Below are 16,391 nucleotides of genomic sequence, written 5' to 3' on the forward strand. Positions count from 1 at the left end.
ACTGATGATTACAGTGATCACTGGGGCTGGTGCCGGAATCGGTGCAGCTTCTGCCCTTGATCTCGCCCGGCGAGGTCACCAAATCGTGCTCGTCGGACGTACCCCGGAGAAGCTGCTCGCGGTCGCGGACCGCGCGGAACAGGCCGGGGGCAGCCGTCCGGACACGCTCCTCGCGGACTTCTCCTCCCTCGATCAGGTGCGCCGGCTGGCGGCGGAGTTGCTGGCGCGGTACGAGCGCATCGACGTGCTGATCAACAACGCCGGGGTGATGACGCCCGACCGCCGGACCACCGAGGACGGCAACGAGTGGATGATGCAGGTCAACCACCTGGCGCCGTTCCTGCTGACGAACCTGCTCCTCGACCGGCTCACGGCGTCGTCCGCCCGGGTCGTCACCACCTCGTCGCGGGCCGGGAAGACGGGCCGCCTCGACCCCGCCGACCTGTCCAGGGAGCGGCGGCGCTGGAACGGCTGGCTGCAGTACGGCGACTCCAAGCAGGCCAACGCGCTGTTCACCGTGTCACTCGCCGAGCGCGGCCTGGCCGCCACATGCCTCCATCCCGGGGTGCTCAAGACCTCGTTCGCCGAGGGCACGTTCTTCATGAAGCTGGTGTGGTTCCTCCCCGGCATGGGCGAGCCGCCGGAGGCCGGGGCCGAGCGCATCGTCCACCTCGCCACCCACGCCGACGGGGTCGATCACCCGGGCCGGTACTTCGTCAAGAACGCTCCCATACGAGTGCCGGAGAGGATGTCCGACCCCGCCCTCGCCGCCGCCCTGTGGGACGCGAGCCTGGCCGCCACGGGGCTGTCCGCCTGAAGGAACGCCGGCCTGGTATCGCCAGTCCCAGGAAGACGGGTCATCTGGCTGCTCTCCCGGTCGTCCCCGCACCCTGGAGTCACGGATGCGGAACACGACCCGGCTCCACGAGAGCCGCGCTCCGGCCCTCGTGGCCGGTCGAGGAAAGGGAACAGCAGTCATGAGCACGCTCGCACTCGTCACCGGCGCCACCTCCGGGATCGGCAGGGCCTTCGCCGAGCGCCTGGCCGCAGGTGGTCACGACCTGGTGATCGTGGGCCGGCGGAAGGAGCGCCTGGAGGAGTTCGCCGCCTCCCATCCCGAGGTCGTGGTGCGGACCGTGGCCGCCGACCTGTCGACCGACGAGGGCATCGACACGGTCGCCGAGATCTGCGCGGCCGAGCCGCTGACCATGCTCGTGAACAACGCCGGCGTGTCCCACTACATGCCGCTCGCCGAGCTTCCCGCCGCCAAGGCCAGGGAACTCGTGCACGTCAAGGTCGTCGCCCCGACGATGCTCACCCGCGCCGCCGTCGCGGGCATGCAGGCGCGGGGCGAGGGCACGATCGTCAACGTGGCGGGGATGATCGCCTTCAGCGGCCCCGCGCCGCACGCCCAGATGCCCCGCCGGGCCGTCTACGCCGGGACCCTGGCCCACCTCGTCGCGATGTCCCAGACCCTGAGCGCGGAACTCGAGGGCACGGGAGTCACCGTGCAGGTGCTGTGCCCCGGCGTGGTGGCCACCGAGTTCCACGAGCGTCAGGGCCTCGATATGAGCGCCGTGCCCCGCATGAGCGCCGACGACGTCGTCACGGCCAGCCTGCGCGGCCTGGAGCTGGGCGAGACCGTCTGCGCCCCGGGCGTCGAGGACGCCGGACTCCTGGACGCGGTCTTCCGGGCCGAACTCGCCGCCTTCGGAGGCCAGAGCCCGCGGCTCGCCACGCGCTACCGGGCCGTCTGAGCTCGGGTCGCCGCGTACGCGGCGGCAGGGCCGGGGCCGGGGGAAGAGTTCGGGCACTGTTCGCCCGCGGTTGCGCCGGTGCTCACGGACGGGTGACTAGGGTCCGGCCGCATGATCGTGACCGCTCCCGCCCACCCGTCCGGCAGGGCCGTCGCCCGCGACCCGCTGCTGGACAACGCCAAGTTCCTGGCCATCGTGCTCGTCGTTTCCGGGCATCTCGTCGAGGACCTGCGGGACGTCCCCGCGGCGCATGCGCTCTACTTCTTCGTCTACCTCTTCCACATGCCGCTCTTCATCGTCGTCAGCGGCTATTTGTCTCGAAATTTCACGTTTTCTCCGGGTAAAGCGCGCAAGCTCATCAGCGGTCTCGCGGTGCCGTACGTCCTCTTCGAGGTGGCCTATTCGCTGCCCCGCTTCCTCCTGTACGGCAAGCTGGAAATCAGCCTGCTCGACCCGTACTACCTGACCTGGTTCCTGATGTCGCTGTTCCTCTGGCGGCTGTCCACGCCGGTCTGGCAGCAGTTGCGCCATCCCCTGGTGATCGCGGTCGGGCTGTGCCTGCTGTCGGGCACGAGCGCCCTGCCCGACGAGTTGTCGATGAACCGCACGTTCGGCCTGCTGCCGTTCTACGTGCTCGGACTCATGCTCACGCCGGAGCACCTCGACCTCCTGCGCGGACGCCGGGCGGGGATCGCGGGCGGGGCCGTGCTGGCGGCGGCGCTCGCCGCGGCGTTCGCCGTGCACTCCCTCGTGCCGACGGAGTGGATCCGCTGGCGGCACTCCAACCACCAGATCGGCGTGGACGACCTGACCGGCACGCTGATCCGGCTCGCCATGCTGGCGGTCGGCGCCCTGCTGGTGATGGCGTTCCTCGCGGTCACTCCGGGCCGCCGCACCTGGTTCACCGGCCTGGGCGCCGCCACGATGTACGCCTACCTGCTGCACGGGTTCGTCGTGAAGGTCGCCGAGCGCTTCCACGACGCCCTCGTCAACCCGCTCGGCGTGGCCGCCATGGCGGTCCTCGGAGCCGTGCTCGCGGCCCTGCTCTGCACGTCCCCGGTACGCAGGGCGTTCCGCTGGGCGGTGGAGCCCGACGTCTCCTGGGCCTTCACCAGACTCCGCCGGCCGGGGAAGAAGGAGCCGGCCGCGCCGGCGCGATAGCGATACGCGCGAAGGACACACGACGCCCTGCCGGACCGATCGGCGGCGCCCCGGGATTGTTTCGTTGGTGCGATTCGCGCCGCGGCGGGTGCGCACCAACGATCCCGCTCCTACAACCGGAACTCAGTCCACAGGAGGCGCACGGGAAGCAGAAAGGACAGCGATGAAAGCTTCGTCGGCAGCGGCGAGAAGCCTGATCCTGCTCGCCGCGTTGGTCGTAGGCGTGCTCGGGGTCGCCGGTCCCGCACAGGCGGCCACCTACCACGTGACGGGTGCCGATGCCCAGGGCCTCGCCATCCAGAGCGAGCCCCACGTCAACCATGTGATCCGCTACGTGCCCAACGGCACCGCTCTGAACGTGAGCTGCCAGGTCAACAACGGGGACCAGGTCGACGGACGGGTCCAGTACGGCAGGCCGTTCCGCACCTGGGACCGGCTCGCGGACGGAACCTGGGTGTACGACTGGTACATGGACACCCCGACGGTGTCCACCGACGGCTACTCGCCGGGGATCCCGCACTGCGACGCGGGATCGCTGCCGGCGCTGGCGAGCGGCTGCGTGGACTGGCCGAGCTCGAAGTTCCTGCAGACCCCGCTGACCTCGGCGGCCAACGGGGGAACCGGATCCGTCGTCGCCAATCCGCACTACGGCACCGACTACCACGTCAACTGCAACACCACCGATCACATGAACCAGTACTACGCGGTCGACCTGGGCATGCGTGCGGGTGATCCGGTGCTGTCCCCCGGCGGCGCCGGCACGGTCAAGTACGCCGGGTGGGCGCCTTCCGGGTGGGAGAGTTGCGGTCAGTACATCATCGTGGACCACGGCGGCGGGTGGTGGAGCGTCGTGTGTCACCTCAGCGCCGTCTACGTCAAGGCCGGCCAGGCCATCACGAACGACACGATCATCGGCGCGGTCGGGGCCACCGGCACATCCGAGGCCCACCTGCACTTCTCTCTGATGAAGAACGCCTCCATCACCGCCGCGGGCGGGGTGTACGGCGGACAGAACGCCCGCCCCCGGCACCTCTACCACCTGGGCTGCGGTGGCGGCTACTACGACTGGATCTCCCAGGGCATGCAGGTCTGCTACTGACCTCCGCCGCCACTCCGGGTCGCCGCCGGGCCGGGGCCGATTCCGGCCCCGGCCCGGCGGTCGCGTACGGCATTGCGGAATGCGGAACTTCTGTCATTACCTCCCCGTTCTGCAGGGTGATGGTGCAGAGTAGGGCGAATCGCGCGGCCGACGGGGCTGGGTACGGAAACCGGCTCTGTCACGGCAGGGTGATACGGGGTAACCTGCGCATTCGCGGTGCAGCCAGGAGCGGTGCGAACGACGGGGTGACGCGGGTGGTCGGCAGACAGGGCAGGGTCACGGGCAGGATCGGCCCGGGCCTTGTCGGCGAGGTGATGGTGCCCATCCGCGGGGGTGTCGAGGCGTTCTACGCCTATCCGAGCATTCCGGACGAGGAGATCCCGGTGGGGTCGATCGTCGTCGTCGTGGAGTATTCGCCCCCGCGTACCGTCTACGTCGCTCGCGCGGTCGTCTGACTCGCTCCCTCCTCCTGTCCCCCCACTACGCGGAGGCTCCAATGTCCCCGGAGATCCTGGTCGTGGGCGGTGTGGCCATTGTCGCCCTCATCGTCCTCATCCTCCTGTTCAAGGCCATCTGGCGGGTGGCCGAGCCCAACGAGGCGCTCATCATCTCGGGCCTCGGCGCCCACACGAAGAACGAGCTGGCCGACAGCCTCGGCTTCAAGATCGTGACCGGCAAGGGCACCGCCGTGCTGCCCGGCTTCCAGACCGCCCGGCGGCTGCGGCTCGACAGCCGGGCGACGAATCTCCAGGTCAACTGCGTGACCCAGCAGGGCATCCCGGTTCAGGTACGCGGTGTGATCATCTACAAGGTGGGCGACGACTTCACCAGCATCGCGAACGCCGCCCGCCGCTTCCTCGACCAGCAGGACTCGATGAACGGCGCCATCCACGAGCTGTTCACCGGTCACCTGCGCTCGATCATCGGCAACCTGACCGTCGAGGACCTCATCCTCAACCGCGAGCGGCTCACCAGCGAGACCCGCAGCTCCGCGGCCGACGAGATGAGCAAGCTCGGCCTGGTGGTCGACTCGCTGCAGATCCAGGAGATCGAGGACGAGACCGGCTACATCACCAACCTCGGCAAGCCGCACGCCGCGAAGATCGCCGCCGCGGCCCGCATCGCCGAGGCGCAGCGCGACCAGGAGGCCACCGAGGCCGAGCAGGTCGCGGCCGCCAAGAAGGCCTCGGCCATCCGCGAGTCGCAGATCCAGCAGGCCGGCTACCAGGCGGAGGTGGACCAGGCGGCGGCCAAGGCCCGGCAGGCCGGCCCGCTGTCGGAGGCCACCGCGCGCCAGGAGGTCGTCGTCCAGGAGACCAGGGCCGCGGAGCTGGAGGCCCAGCTCGCCGAGCAGCGGCTCCAGTCGCAGGTCCGCAAGCCCGCCGACGCCAAGGCGTACGAGACCGTCACGCTGTCCCAGGCCGAGCGCGACGCGCGCATCGCGCAGGCCGAGGCGGAGGCCAAGGAGACCGAGCTGCGCGCGGCCGCCCAGGCGTCCCAGGTCAAGCAGGCGGCGGCGGCCGACGCCGAGTCGGTGCGGGTGCGCGGTGAGGCCGCCGCCGCGGCGACCAAGGCGACCGGTCTGGGCGAGGCCGAGGCGGCCAAGGCGCGGGGTCTCGCGGAGGCCGAGGCGGCCAGGGCGAAGGGTCTCGCGGAGGCCGAGGCGGCCAAGGCCAAGGGTCTGGCCGAGGCCGAGGCGATCAGGGCCCGCTCGGAGGCGCTGCGGGAGAACCAGGAGGCCGTCATCGCCCAGCAGCTCGCCGAGAACTGGCCGCAGATCGTGGAGGCCGGTTCCAAGGCGTTCGGCAACGTCGACCACATGGTGGTGCTCAACGGCGCCCAGGGCATCGAGGAGATGCTGGCGAAGGCGCTCACGCTGGGCGGCACCGGGCTGGGCCTGGCCCGCTCCCTGCTCGCCGGCGGCACCCCCGCGGCTGCCACCAAGGACGGCGCGAGCGTCAACGGCGCCGAGCCGACCACGAAGAACGCCATCGACGCCGCCTCCTGACGGCCACCGGGCCGGCCCGCGCACGCCGCCGGCCGGCCCCGCGGCCCGTTGTACTCGGACGACAGCCGCTCTACTCGGACAGCAGCCGCCGCAGGTGGCCGGGAGGACGGCCGAGTTCGGCTCGCATGGTACGGGTGAGGTGGGCCTGGTCGGCGAAGCCGAGTGCGGTGGCAAGGCCCGCCAGATCCCGCTCCCCCTCCTCGATGCCGGCGAGGGCGCGGCTGACCCGGACCCGGTTGCGGTAGCGGCTGACCGTCATGCCGACGTGCCGGCGGAAGGTCCGGCTCAGGTGGGAGGGTGAGACCCCCAGCGCCCGGGCCAGCCGTACGAGATCGACCGACTCGGGGTCGTCCGCCACGATGGCCTCCCGCGCCCGATCCGCCAGGCCGCCGCCGCGGTCCGGGTTCCGCCGGTCGGCTTGCGGACGGACCGCCGCCGCGAGCGTGTGCACCAGCCGTTCGGCGGGTCCGCCGAGTCGTGCCCGGTGCGCAGGAGAAGCCGGTGCGCGAGCTCGACCCGGCCGTCGACCGCCACCCGCGGGTGCGGCGGCTCGTCCCCCACCACGGCGTGCCACAGCGAGGGCCGCACCAGGACGAACGTGCAGACGTCCCCACCGGCGGGATGCGCGAACGCGTACTCGCCGCCCGGCCTCTGCACATAGCCCATCGTGGGGTCGGCGACCACACGGTGGCCGTCACTACGCACACCGAACATTCCACGGCGTACGAGGACGACGCCGTACGACCCGCCTGGCTCCGGCGTCGACCATGTGCGATGCCGAGCTGTGCAGGAAACCAGGTGGACGGAGAAATCCGGCGTCTCGACCACTGTCCTCGATGTCCGCACCGGTCCACTGTACGAGCAAATATCTTCAAGACCTCGGGGCCCGCGATCGCGGAGCCTGAGGGCCATGTCTCCCTTGACGAGGCCGCGGCCGGGGACGGTGCTCGCCGTGCTCCTGACCGGGCAGACCATGGCGTCGATGGACGGTTCGATCGTCACGGTCGCCCTGCCGTCGATACAGCACGATCTGGGCGGCGGCGGAGTCGTCCTGCAACTGGTTCCGTCGGCGTACCTGCTCACGCTCGGGCTGCTCAACGTGACCGGCGCCCGTACGGGCGACCTGATCGGCCACCGGAGGGCCTTCCTCGGAGGGCTCGCGGCCTTCACCCTGGCGTCGCTGCTGTGCGGGCTCGCCCCCGCCGCGCCGGTGCTGGTGGCGGCCCGGGTCGCCCAGGCGGCGGCGGCCGCGCTGATGGTGCCGCAGGTCTTCTCGCTGATCCAGCTTCGCTTCGACGGCGCCGCCCGGAAGCAGGCCATCGGCCTGTACTCGATGGTGCTCGCCCTGGGCGTCGCCCTCGGCCAGGTGATCGGCGGACTGGTGGTCGGGGCCGATCTGTTCGGGCTGACCTGGCGGCCGGTCTTCCTGGTCAACGTCCTGGTGGGAGCCCTGCTGATGGTCGTCGGCCTGCGCGCCCTCCCGGAGAGCCCGCCGGTGGCGCGCAGGCTCGACCTGGGCGGGGTCGCGCTGCTGACCGCGGCGATGACCGCACTGATCGTTCCGTTGATCTTCGGCAGGCAGTACGGCTGGCCGGGGTGGGCCTGGGCCTCGCTGCTCACCGGCCTGGTCCTGCTGGTGGTCTTCGTGCGATTCGAAGGCCGGGTCGTCCGCGGCGGCGGCCTGCCGCTCCTCGATCTCTCCGTGTTGCGGCCCGCGGGTGTGCGCGCCGCCCTCATCACCTGTGTCATGGTGATGGGCTGTTACAGCGCGTTCCTGTTCGTGCTGACCCTGCATCTCCAGGGCGATCTCGGCTTCGGCCCGCTCGCCGCCGGGCTCGCCTTCGTGCCGTACGCGATCGGGTTCGCCGCACTGAGCCTGACCTGGGCCCGGCTGCCGGAGAGGGTCCAGTCGGACCTCCCGGTCGCCGGACCGGCCGTCTTCGCCGCGGGAGCCCTGGCCGTGGCCGTGTTCGCCGGTGACGGATGGCACCCGGCGCTCACGCTCCCGGTGTTGTTCCTGGCGGGCGCGGGGCACGCCGCCGGCTACAGCCCCCTGGTGGCGCAGGTGGCCGCCATCGTGGGTCCTGACCGCGCCTCGGCGTTGTCGGCGTTGAACTCGACCGGGCCGGTGCTGGCCTCCGTCAGCGCCGTGGCCGGGCTCGGCGGCCTCTACCTGAGCACCGGTCCCGGCTTCACCCTGGCGGTCGTCGCCGCGCTGCTCGTGGCCGGGGCGCTGAGCGCCGCCGCCGCCCGTACGGCATGGCGGCGCCGCACACGGGCCGTCAGTCGAACGAGAGCTCGGTCGTACGGCGGGGCATGAGCAGCAGCGCGGCGACGCTGAGCACGGCCACGACGACGAGCGCGATGAAGATGTGGTGAACGGCGTCGTACAGCGCGCCCCGGACGAAGGACGCGGTGGCCGAGTGGGCCGCCGCGTCCTGGGCGTTCAGCACCAGGCTCGTGGCGTCGAGGCTGTCGGGCAGCCGTCCCGCGACGTCGGCGGGCGGGTGGGCGAAGCGGTCCGACAGCGTCGCGTTGGAGATGGCGCCGAGCACGGCGGCCCCGACCGTGCTGCCGATCGAGCGGCAGAACATGTTGGTCGCGGTGACCACGCCGCGGCGTTCCCAGCCGACGACCGACTGCACGGCGACCATCGTGGGGCTGGCCGACAGTCCGAGGCCGACGCCGACGACGAAACAGGCGGCCGCGACCTGCCAGATCATCGCGTTCTGCCCGAGCAGCGCGCACAGCACGGTGCCGGCCACCACCACGACGATGCCGATCAGCGCGGTGTCGCGGAACCCGATGCGCATGTAGAAGCGGCCGGAGAACGTCGCCGCGAGGGGCCAGCCGACGGTGAGGGCGGCCAGGGCGAAGCCCGCCACCAGCGCGCCGGTGCCCAGGACCCCCTGCGCGTACGTCGGGACGTACGAGGTGAGCCCGATGGTGAGGGCGCCGATGCCGAGAGAGGTCAGGTTGCCGCCGGTCAGCGTGCGGCGGCGGAACACCCACAGCGGCAGCACCGGCTCGGCCGCCCGGCGCTCCACGAGCACGAAGCCGACGATCAGGAGGAGGCCCGCCGCGAAGATCAGCAAGCTGGGCGCCGAGTTCCAGTCCCAGGCGACGCCGCCCTCCAGGAGGCCGAGGATGAGCAGCGAGGAGCCGACGGTGAGCAGCACGGCGCCCAGGTAGTCGATGCGGTGGGAGCCCCGCTTCACCTGCTCCTTGAAGCGCCGCGCGAGCATCCAGGCGGCCACCGCGCCGAGCGGCAGGTTGATGAAGAAGATCCAGCGCCAGGAGACGTACTCGGAGAACACGCCGCCGAGCGTCGGGCCGACCACCGCCGAGATGCCCCACACGCTGGCGAGGTAGCCCTGGACACGGGCCCGCTCCTCGACCGTGTAGAGGTCGCCCGCCATCGTCATGCTGATCGGCTGCACCGCGCCGGCCCCGATGCCCTGGATCGCCCGGAAGGCGATCAGCGCGGGCATGCTCCAGGCCACCCCGCACAGCACCGACCCGAGCAGGAACGCCGCGATGCCGAAGAACATCACCGGCTTGCGCCCGAACACGTCGGCGAGCTTGCCGTAGATGGGCACGGTCACGGCCTGGGTGAGCAGGTAGATCGAGAACAGCCAGGGGAACTGGGAGAACCCGCCGAGGTCGGTGACGACCGACGGAACCGCGGTGGCGATGATCGTGCTGTCCAGCGCCACCAGAGCGGTGCAGAGCATGATGGCGGCGAGCACGGGACCGCGCTCCGACCGTAGCCCGATGCCTTTCGATGTGGTCGTCGTGGTCACGTGTGGGGCTCCCCTGTCCGGCGTGCACGTACACGGGACCCTCCCGCCGGTGGGCGGGAAGATCCCGGAACAGGGCAACCATCGCAAACTCTCCGGCATTCCTCGTCGCCCGTACGGCAGGTGCAGGCGTCAGGCACGCCGCTGGGTTTCCTCCAGGTAGCGCAGGACGGCCGTGACCCTCCGGTCCGCCCGGTCGGTGGGGGCCAGGTCGAGCTTGGCGAAGATGCTGCGGATGTGCTTGTGGACGGCGCCTTCGGTGACGAAGAGCCGTTCGGAGATGGCGGTGTTGCCCAGTCCCTCGGCCATCAGGGCGAGCACGTCGTGTTCCCGGGCGGTCAGCCGTTCCAGCCCGCTGTCGGTGCGGGTGCGGGTGAGCAGTTGTGCGACGACCTCGGGGTCGATGGCCGTGCCTCCTGCGGCTACCCGGTGCAGGGCGTCGAGGAACTGGTCGACGCGGCCGACTCTCTCCTTGAGCAGGTATCCGAGCCCGTCGGTTCCGCCGGCGAGCAGTTCGGTGGCGAACGCCTGCTCGACGTAGGCGGACAGCACGAGCACCGCCAGGCCGGGGTGAAGGCGCCTGGCCTCGACGGCCGCGGCGATGCCCTCGTCGGTGTGGGTCGGAGGCATCCGGACGTCGACGATGGCCACGTCGGGCCGGTGGGTGGCGACGGCCGCCAGGAAGGCGTCCGGGGAGTCGGTCGTGGCCACCACGTCCAAGGACTCCGCGCGCAGCAGCAGCGCGACCCCTTCGCGCAGCAGCGGGTCGTCCTCGGCTATCACGATCCGCATGGCAACTCCACGTCGAGAGCGGTCGGCCCGCCGGGCGGGCTGGTCAGGGTGAGACGGCCGTCGTGCGCCTCGACCCGGCTGCGAATGCCGGTGAGCCCGGAGCCGTGCCGTTCGTCCGCGCCGCCGACGCCGTCGTCCTCGATTCGCAGGGACAGCCGGTCGCCTGCGCGCCGTACGGTCACGGTGGCGTGCCGGGCCCGGCTGTGCCTGGAGATGTTGGTGAGTGCCTCGGCGGTCACGAAGTAGGCGGTGGCCTCGATGGAGGCGGGGCACCTGCCGAGCGCGTCGACGTCGACCCGGCAGGGCACGCCGCAGTTCGCCGCGAGCCCAGTGAGCGCACCGGCGAGCCCCCGGTCGGCCAGCACGGGCGGCAGGATGCCGCGGACGACCGTACGCAGCTCGGCCAGTGCCTGCTCGGCGGTCTCCTGGGCGCGTTCGAGCATGTCCTCCGCGCCCGCCCGGTCACGGGCCAGCGCGCGGCGGGCCGCGCCGAGCAGCACGGTGACCGCGACCAGCCGGTTCTGCGCCCCGTCGTGCAGCGAACGTTCGATCCGCCGCAACTCCGCGGCGTGGGCGTCCAGCGCCGCCGCGCGGGTGGCCGACAGCTGTGCGATCCGCAGCGACAGGTCGGTGTCGGCGGCGGGCGCCAGAAGCCGGCGTCCCGGCCATGCCTGCAACCGGGCCATTCCCGTCCCGAGTGCCAAAAAGCAGACGGCCATCCCCACGCCGAGGATCGCGACCGCCAGGGCGTCGGCGTCGTCGTGCACGTCCCAGAACACCAGGGTCGGGGTGGAATCCTCCGCGGGCAGCGCCCGCCACCACAGCGGATACGTGATGTCCTGCACGGCGTCCGCCACCATGGTCACCCCGGCCACGCCGAGGAACAGGCCCAGCGTGCCGTGCACGAGGAGCCAGCGCAGCTCCCGCCGCATGGCCGGATCGGCGAGCGCGGCGCGTACGCCGGCCGGCGCGGGCCCCAAGCCGACGATCTCCGGCCCCCAGCGGGACAACCGGTCACGCTCCCGGTCGGCGACGGACCGTACAACCCGCGGCACGGTGGGCACCAGGAGCAGGCCCACACCGATCACACAGGTGAGTCCGGCCACGACGATCCACAACAGAGCGGCGAACGCCGGCAGCGCCGTGCTGAGGCCGCCGACGAGGTGTCCGAACGCGCGGAGGACGCCACGGGCACGTGCGGCGACACTTCTCCGGCCGTCTCGCCGGATGTCGGCCTGCTTCCGCTGACGCGCCGCCACCATGCACCCCCTCGGGCTGACGAGCTTAGAACAAAGATCCCAACTGAGGTCTTTCCACGGCGCTGGTTCAGCGCTGCGGGGCGAGCTCCGGCGCGGGTTCCTCGGACGGGCGGTAGCCGAGGCGGCCGCGGGTCGCTACGAGCACCACGACCGCCGCCGTGGTGGCCGCGAGCAGGGTGACATGGCTCGCGTGCTCGGGAGTGTTGATGGAAGGGAACATGTCCGAGTAGACGATCGACATGAAGTTGTTGACGCTGACGTGCAGCAGCATGACCAGCGGCAGGCTCTGGCCGGTCCGGTTGAACACCCAGGTGACGACCACGCTGAAGACGGAGGCGAAGGCGATGAACTCGCCGACCCTCGTCCAGGTGACGTCCGGCCACCCGCCCCACTGGCTCAGGAACAGCGGCAGGTGCCAGACGCCCCACAGCGGGCCGAGGATGACGGTGGCGCCCAGCGGGCCGAACTTCCGCTGCATGCGGGGCAGGGCGAAGTCACGCCAGCCGGGCTCTTCGGCCAGACCGGTGGTGACCATCTGGAGCAGCAGGCCGGGCACGTAGGCGACCAGCGCGGCGACGGGCGGCATGTGGACGTCTTCGCCGGAGAGCGCGAGACCGGTGGCGATGATGACGGCGGGGACGCCGAGGGCGGTCACGAAGTACCAGGCCCAGCCGACCCGCCACTTGGTCATCCGCCCGACCCACCGGCGTACGCCTTCCTTGCCGTCCGCGACCCTGGTCACGATGTACGCGGCGAGGATGGGACCGAGGTAGGCGCCGGGGAGAACGCCGGCGAACTGGGTCGTACCGAGCAGCGAGGGGAAGTCGAAGTCCCAGACGCCCAGGCCGTTGTTCGACAGGACGTAGGGTAACCAGGCCGCCCAGCTCATGAGGTTGGCCAGGGCGAAGAAGCTGATCAGCGGACGGCGGCGGATGAAGCCCCGGATCCCGCTCTGACTCGTGTGGTGCCCGGCCCTCGGCCGGCTGTCGACTGCCATCTCATCTTCTCCTGCGGGAGTGCTTGACCGACAGCGATCAGCACATCAGCCGCGGGCCCTCCCGGTCGCTCCCGCATGCTGCCCAATGGCGGTACAGCCAGGGGTACCAAGGAGAGAACGACCAGGTCGGGGCGTCGGCCAGGAGACGGTGAGAGGACTGCGGAGCAGGCCGGAGGCGAACCGCCGAGGACCACGACGCGTCCTCGACGATCCTCCACTCAGATGAGCACGTGCGGCTCGGGGTTGCCGGCGAAGCAGAACTGCGCGTTGCGGGTCAGCTTGTAGTCCGCCGCCTGCCAGGTGTGGGCGGTGGCGTCCGAGCCGCGCATGTAGATGAAGTTGTACCGGTCGGCCGAGTAGATGCGGACGCCCTCCTCCTTGCAGCGCCGCACGAGCCGGGTGTCCTCGCCCGCGTTGACCGCCTCGAACGGGAACGCCCGCAGCAGGTCGGTCCTGGCCAGGATCGTCGCCCCCTGGATGAGGTGGGCGTAGCGGTGCTCAAGCCCGGGGAGTCGGAAGATCGTGACGTTCTGGTCCGGGAAGTACGTGTAGTGGGCGCCCTTGCCGACCATCTCGGCGTCGGCGTAGTCGAAGGCGCGGACCAGGTCCGACAGGTAGTGCTCGCCGTAGATGTTGTCGTCGTCCATCTTGGAGATCAGCTCGCCCTCGGCGTGGGCGATGCCGTGGTTGAGCACCTCGCCGAGCGTCCAGGACGGGTCGGCGGTCAGCACCTTCACGGCCGGGATGCCCGCCGCGAGGGCCTTGTCGCGCACGACCGCGGGGTCCTCCGACAGGCCGTGCATGACCAGCACGAGCTCCAGGTTGCGGTGCCGCTGCCGCGCCACCTGGCTGATCGCGTGTTCGAGCTGGCCGGCCCGGTTGGTCGGCAGCACCACGGAGATCGACCGCGAGCGCGAGACGACCGGCAGGCCGAGGTCGGTGAGGATCTGGTCGACGCGGTGGGAGAACAGGTGCTTGTCGAACACCTCGCGCATCGCCAGGTGGCCCTGACGCGCCCGCAGCTCGGGGCTGTTGATCAGGTAGATCGCCCGGTTGTACGCCTCCTCCTGGGAGTGCGCGACCGGGATGAGCGGGCCGAACGTCTCCTCGATGGCCCGCGACCACCCCGACAGCACGGTGGTCGAGCAGGCCGACAGCTCGAAGACCCGGCGCGCGCACATGGTCGGCGAGTCGATCACCGAGTTCACGTTCAGGAAGACCTTGTACATCTTGTACGCGGCCAGCATCTGCTCGTACGGCAGCTCGCCCACGATGTGGGGGCGGTACTCCTCCGGCCAGGCGTACTTGTCGGCCACCGAGGCGTTCCTGGCGTAGATGTGCAGGCCGAGCGGGCGCACGGGCGCGAGGATCGTCTCCATCTGCTCGCGCCGCTCGGGGTGCTTGTCGCGGAAGTACATGCCCGCGAAGACGACGTCGTACGGCCGGCCCTGCTTGGTCTGGATCGGGTTGTGGATCCGGGGCTGGGCGGCGAACTGCAGCACGCCGACACGGTCATGACCCAGCATCTCGCGATATTTCGGGATCATGTCGCCGTCGCACGTGTACACGTAGTCGAACAGCTTGGCCGTGTCGATGAAGAAGTCGAAGTTGGGCGGGTCCTCCTTGTTCCAGAAGACCGTGGGGATGCCCTCCTCGCGGCACCAGGCGATCAGGTCGCGCAGCTCCTGCTTCGGCGCGTTGGTCCCGGTCATCTGGTAGCGCCAGCGGCCCTGGTTGCCGTGCCAGGCCGACTCGCAGAACAGCATCTCGGGACGCTTCTCTGCGAAGACCTCGCGCCAGTCGTTCAGGCCGAACTCGATCTGGTCCCACTCGTACTTGAACGCCATGCGGGAGAAGTCGTCGAGGATCACCGCGACCCGCAGGTCAGGCCGTACGACCGGGCCGTCCGGCCACTTGAGGCTCGGGATCTTGACCTCGGGACCCCGCGCCTCGGCGGCGGCGGCGACCTCGATGGCGGAGGGCGGCGCCTTGGGGGCCTTCTTGCCGTCCTTCATCGCCTTGCTGAGGTCGCGCGGCAGCCGGACGATCTTCTTGGGCTTCGCCGCGTTCGTCAGGACCTGCGCGACCCGGTAGGGCTTCTGGGTCTGGGTGGCCTGAAGCCTCCAGAGGGCGTAGTCGGCACGGGCCTCCTGGTAGGCGAGCCGGTTCTCCAGGTCGCGGATCCGCTGCTCGTACTGCTCGACGTGCTTGCGCTCCTCGGGCAGCCAGTTCACCGGCCCCAGCCGCTGGAAGCGGGGCTCTTCAGGAGTCTCTTCGGTCTCAGCCATACCTCTCCCCTTTACGGAAGGGTCATCGTACGGGGGTCAACGCGGCCTTTATGCCTATATAGGGAGATTCAGGGCTGGTCGCTAGCGCGCCCGGCCCTTGGCGGCGGGGGAGAGGTTGTCGTCGCGGAGCCAGGCTTCGATGACGCGGGCGATCCGCGGCCCGGCCGCGCCGTCCCACAGCGGCGGCAGTTCGCCGCTCGGTGTGGCCGCGCCGTCCCCGAGCGCCTTGGACGCCGCGGCGGGGAGCGAGGCGGGGGTGACGAGCCGGTTGGTGCCGTGGGTCACGGTGATCGGCCGCTCGGTGTTGGGCCGGACGGTCAGGCAGGGCACGCCCAGCATGGTCGTCTCCTCCTGGACGCCGCCGGAGTCGGTCACCACCAGGGCGGCGCCGCGCACCAGGGACAGGAAGTCCACGTAGCCGAGCGGGTCCACGATCTTCAGATTCGGCCGGTCCACGAGCCCGGCCTCCGCCAGCCGCTGCCGGCCGCGCGGGTGGAGCGGTACGACGACCGGCACCTGCTCGGCCACCCCGAGCACGGCGTCGACCAGTTCGCGGGCCGCCTCCGGATCGTCCACGTTCGCCGGGCGGTGCAGCGTGGCCACCGCGTACCTGCCGTCGATGCCCAGTCGCTCCTGGACGGGCGCCGGGTCGAGCTTCGGCAGCGCGGCGAACAGGCTGTCGATCATCGGGTTGCCGACGAGGTGCACCTTCGCCGGGTCCACGCCCTCGTTGGCCAGGTGCGACAGCGCCTCGGGCGAGGTGGCGAACAGCAGGTCCGACAGCGCGTCGGTGACGACCCGGTTGACCTCCTCCGGCATGTCCCGGTCGAAGGAGCGCAGGCCCGCCTCGACGTGCGCGGTCGGCACGTGCAGCTTGGCGCACACGAGGATCGCCGCGAGCGTCGAGTTCACGTCGCCGTACACCACCACGAGCGCCGGGCGGTGTTCGAGCACGACGTCCTCCAGCCCTGTGAGCAGGGCGGCCGTCTGCCGGGCGTGGGTGCCGCTGCCGACGCCGAGGTTCGCGACCGGCTCGGGCAGCCCCAGATCGGCGAAGAACACGTCCGACATCAGCGCGTCGTAGTGCTGGCCGGTGTGGATGATGCCCTGCCGGATTCCGAGCTCGGCCAGCCCCCTGACGACCGGGGCCGCCTTGACGAAGTTGGGCCGGGCGCCCAGTACGTGCAGGACGAGGGGGTTGTCTCTCATCTACCTCGCCTTTCGTCTTCT

14 protein-coding genes are annotated in these 16,391 nt (G+C 70.9%); 7 read left to right on the forward strand and 7 right to left on the reverse strand.

The window, feature by feature from the left end:
• The first annotated feature begins 4 nt into the window (after nt 1–4).
• From Msi02_RS15485 to Msi02_RS15510, 6 genes are all read left to right on the forward strand, one after another.
• A complete protein-coding gene (locus Msi02_RS15485) occupies nt 5–817 on the forward strand; it encodes an SDR family NAD(P)-dependent oxidoreductase (RefSeq protein WP_204049002.1) in 813 nt (270 codons plus the stop codon).
• A gap of 160 nt (nt 818–977) precedes the next feature.
• Entirely contained in the window at nt 978–1,757 is a 780-nt protein-coding gene (locus Msi02_RS15490; protein WP_204049003.1) for an SDR family NAD(P)-dependent oxidoreductase, read from the forward strand.
• 111 nt (nt 1,758–1,868) lie between these two features.
• Complete coding sequence (locus tag Msi02_RS15495; RefSeq protein ID WP_204049004.1) at nt 1,869–2,918, forward strand: acyltransferase family protein; 1,050 nt, start codon at nt 1,869–1,871, stop codon at nt 2,916–2,918.
• A gap of 163 nt (nt 2,919–3,081) precedes the next feature.
• A complete protein-coding gene (locus Msi02_RS15500) occupies nt 3,082–4,017 on the forward strand; it encodes a M23 family metallopeptidase (protein WP_204049005.1) in 936 nt (311 codons plus the stop codon).
• A 254-nt stretch (nt 4,018–4,271) separates the two neighbouring features.
• A complete protein-coding gene (locus tag Msi02_RS15505) occupies nt 4,272–4,472 on the forward strand; it encodes an NfeD C-terminal domain-containing protein (RefSeq protein WP_030507699.1) in 201 nt (66 codons plus the stop codon).
• Between the two features lie 41 nt (nt 4,473–4,513).
• The gene (locus Msi02_RS15510; protein WP_204049006.1) at nt 4,514–6,025 is read left to right on the forward strand and encodes an SPFH domain-containing protein; all 1,512 of its coding nucleotides are present in this window, start codon (nt 4,514–4,516) and stop codon (nt 6,023–6,025) included.
• A gap of 70 nt (nt 6,026–6,095) precedes the next feature.
• On the opposite strand, the gene Msi02_RS15515 is transcribed toward Msi02_RS15510, so the two are convergent.
• Nucleotides 6,096–6,476 (reverse strand): helix-turn-helix transcriptional regulator, encoded by a 381-nt coding sequence (locus Msi02_RS15515; RefSeq protein ID WP_239108431.1) that lies wholly within the window; start codon nt 6,474–6,476, stop codon nt 6,096–6,098.
• A 459-nt stretch (nt 6,477–6,935) separates the two neighbouring features.
• Between Msi02_RS15515 and Msi02_RS15525 the strand changes: the two genes are divergently transcribed.
• A complete protein-coding gene (locus tag Msi02_RS15525) occupies nt 6,936–8,345 on the forward strand; it encodes an MFS transporter (RefSeq protein WP_204049009.1) in 1,410 nt (469 codons plus the stop codon).
• Here Msi02_RS15525 and Msi02_RS15530 read toward each other — a convergent pair.
• From Msi02_RS15530 to wecB, 6 genes are all read right to left on the reverse strand, one after another.
• Nucleotides 8,308–9,828, reverse strand: a complete 1,521-nt coding sequence (locus tag Msi02_RS15530; protein ID WP_239108432.1) for an MDR family MFS transporter — start codon at nt 9,826–9,828, stop codon at nt 8,308–8,310. The two genes, Msi02_RS15525 and Msi02_RS15530, sit on opposite strands and share 38 nt — an antisense overlap.
• Nucleotides 9,829–9,957: 129 nt before the next feature.
• Nucleotides 9,958–10,617 carry a response regulator transcription factor gene (locus Msi02_RS15535; protein ID WP_204049011.1) on the reverse strand — a complete coding sequence of 220 codons (660 nt, stop codon included), beginning with the start codon at nt 10,615–10,617 and terminating at the stop codon, nt 9,958–9,960.
• Nucleotides 10,605–11,879, reverse strand: coding sequence for a sensor histidine kinase (locus Msi02_RS15540; RefSeq protein WP_204049012.1), 1,275 nt, complete (start codon nt 11,877–11,879; stop codon nt 10,605–10,607). The genes Msi02_RS15535 and Msi02_RS15540 overlap by 13 nt, the downstream gene beginning before the upstream one ends.
• A 64-nt stretch (nt 11,880–11,943) precedes the next feature.
• Nucleotides 11,944–12,873 (reverse strand): CPBP family intramembrane glutamic endopeptidase, encoded by a 930-nt coding sequence (locus tag Msi02_RS15545; protein WP_204049013.1) that lies wholly within the window; start codon nt 12,871–12,873, stop codon nt 11,944–11,946.
• 218 nt (nt 12,874–13,091) lie between these two features.
• A complete protein-coding gene (locus Msi02_RS15550; RefSeq protein ID WP_079314613.1) occupies nt 13,092–15,161 on the reverse strand; it encodes a glycosyltransferase family protein in 2,070 nt (689 codons plus the stop codon).
• 81 nt (nt 15,162–15,242) lie between these two features.
• Nucleotides 15,243–16,370 (reverse strand): non-hydrolyzing UDP-N-acetylglucosamine 2-epimerase, encoded by a 1,128-nt coding sequence (wecB, locus tag Msi02_RS15555; protein WP_204049014.1) that lies wholly within the window; start codon nt 16,368–16,370, stop codon nt 15,243–15,245.
• Nucleotides 16,371–16,391: the final 21 nt, after the last annotated feature.

The organism is Microbispora siamensis, assembly GCF_016863095.1.
GTDB lineage: Bacteria > Actinomycetota > Actinomycetes > Streptosporangiales > Streptosporangiaceae > Microbispora > Microbispora siamensis.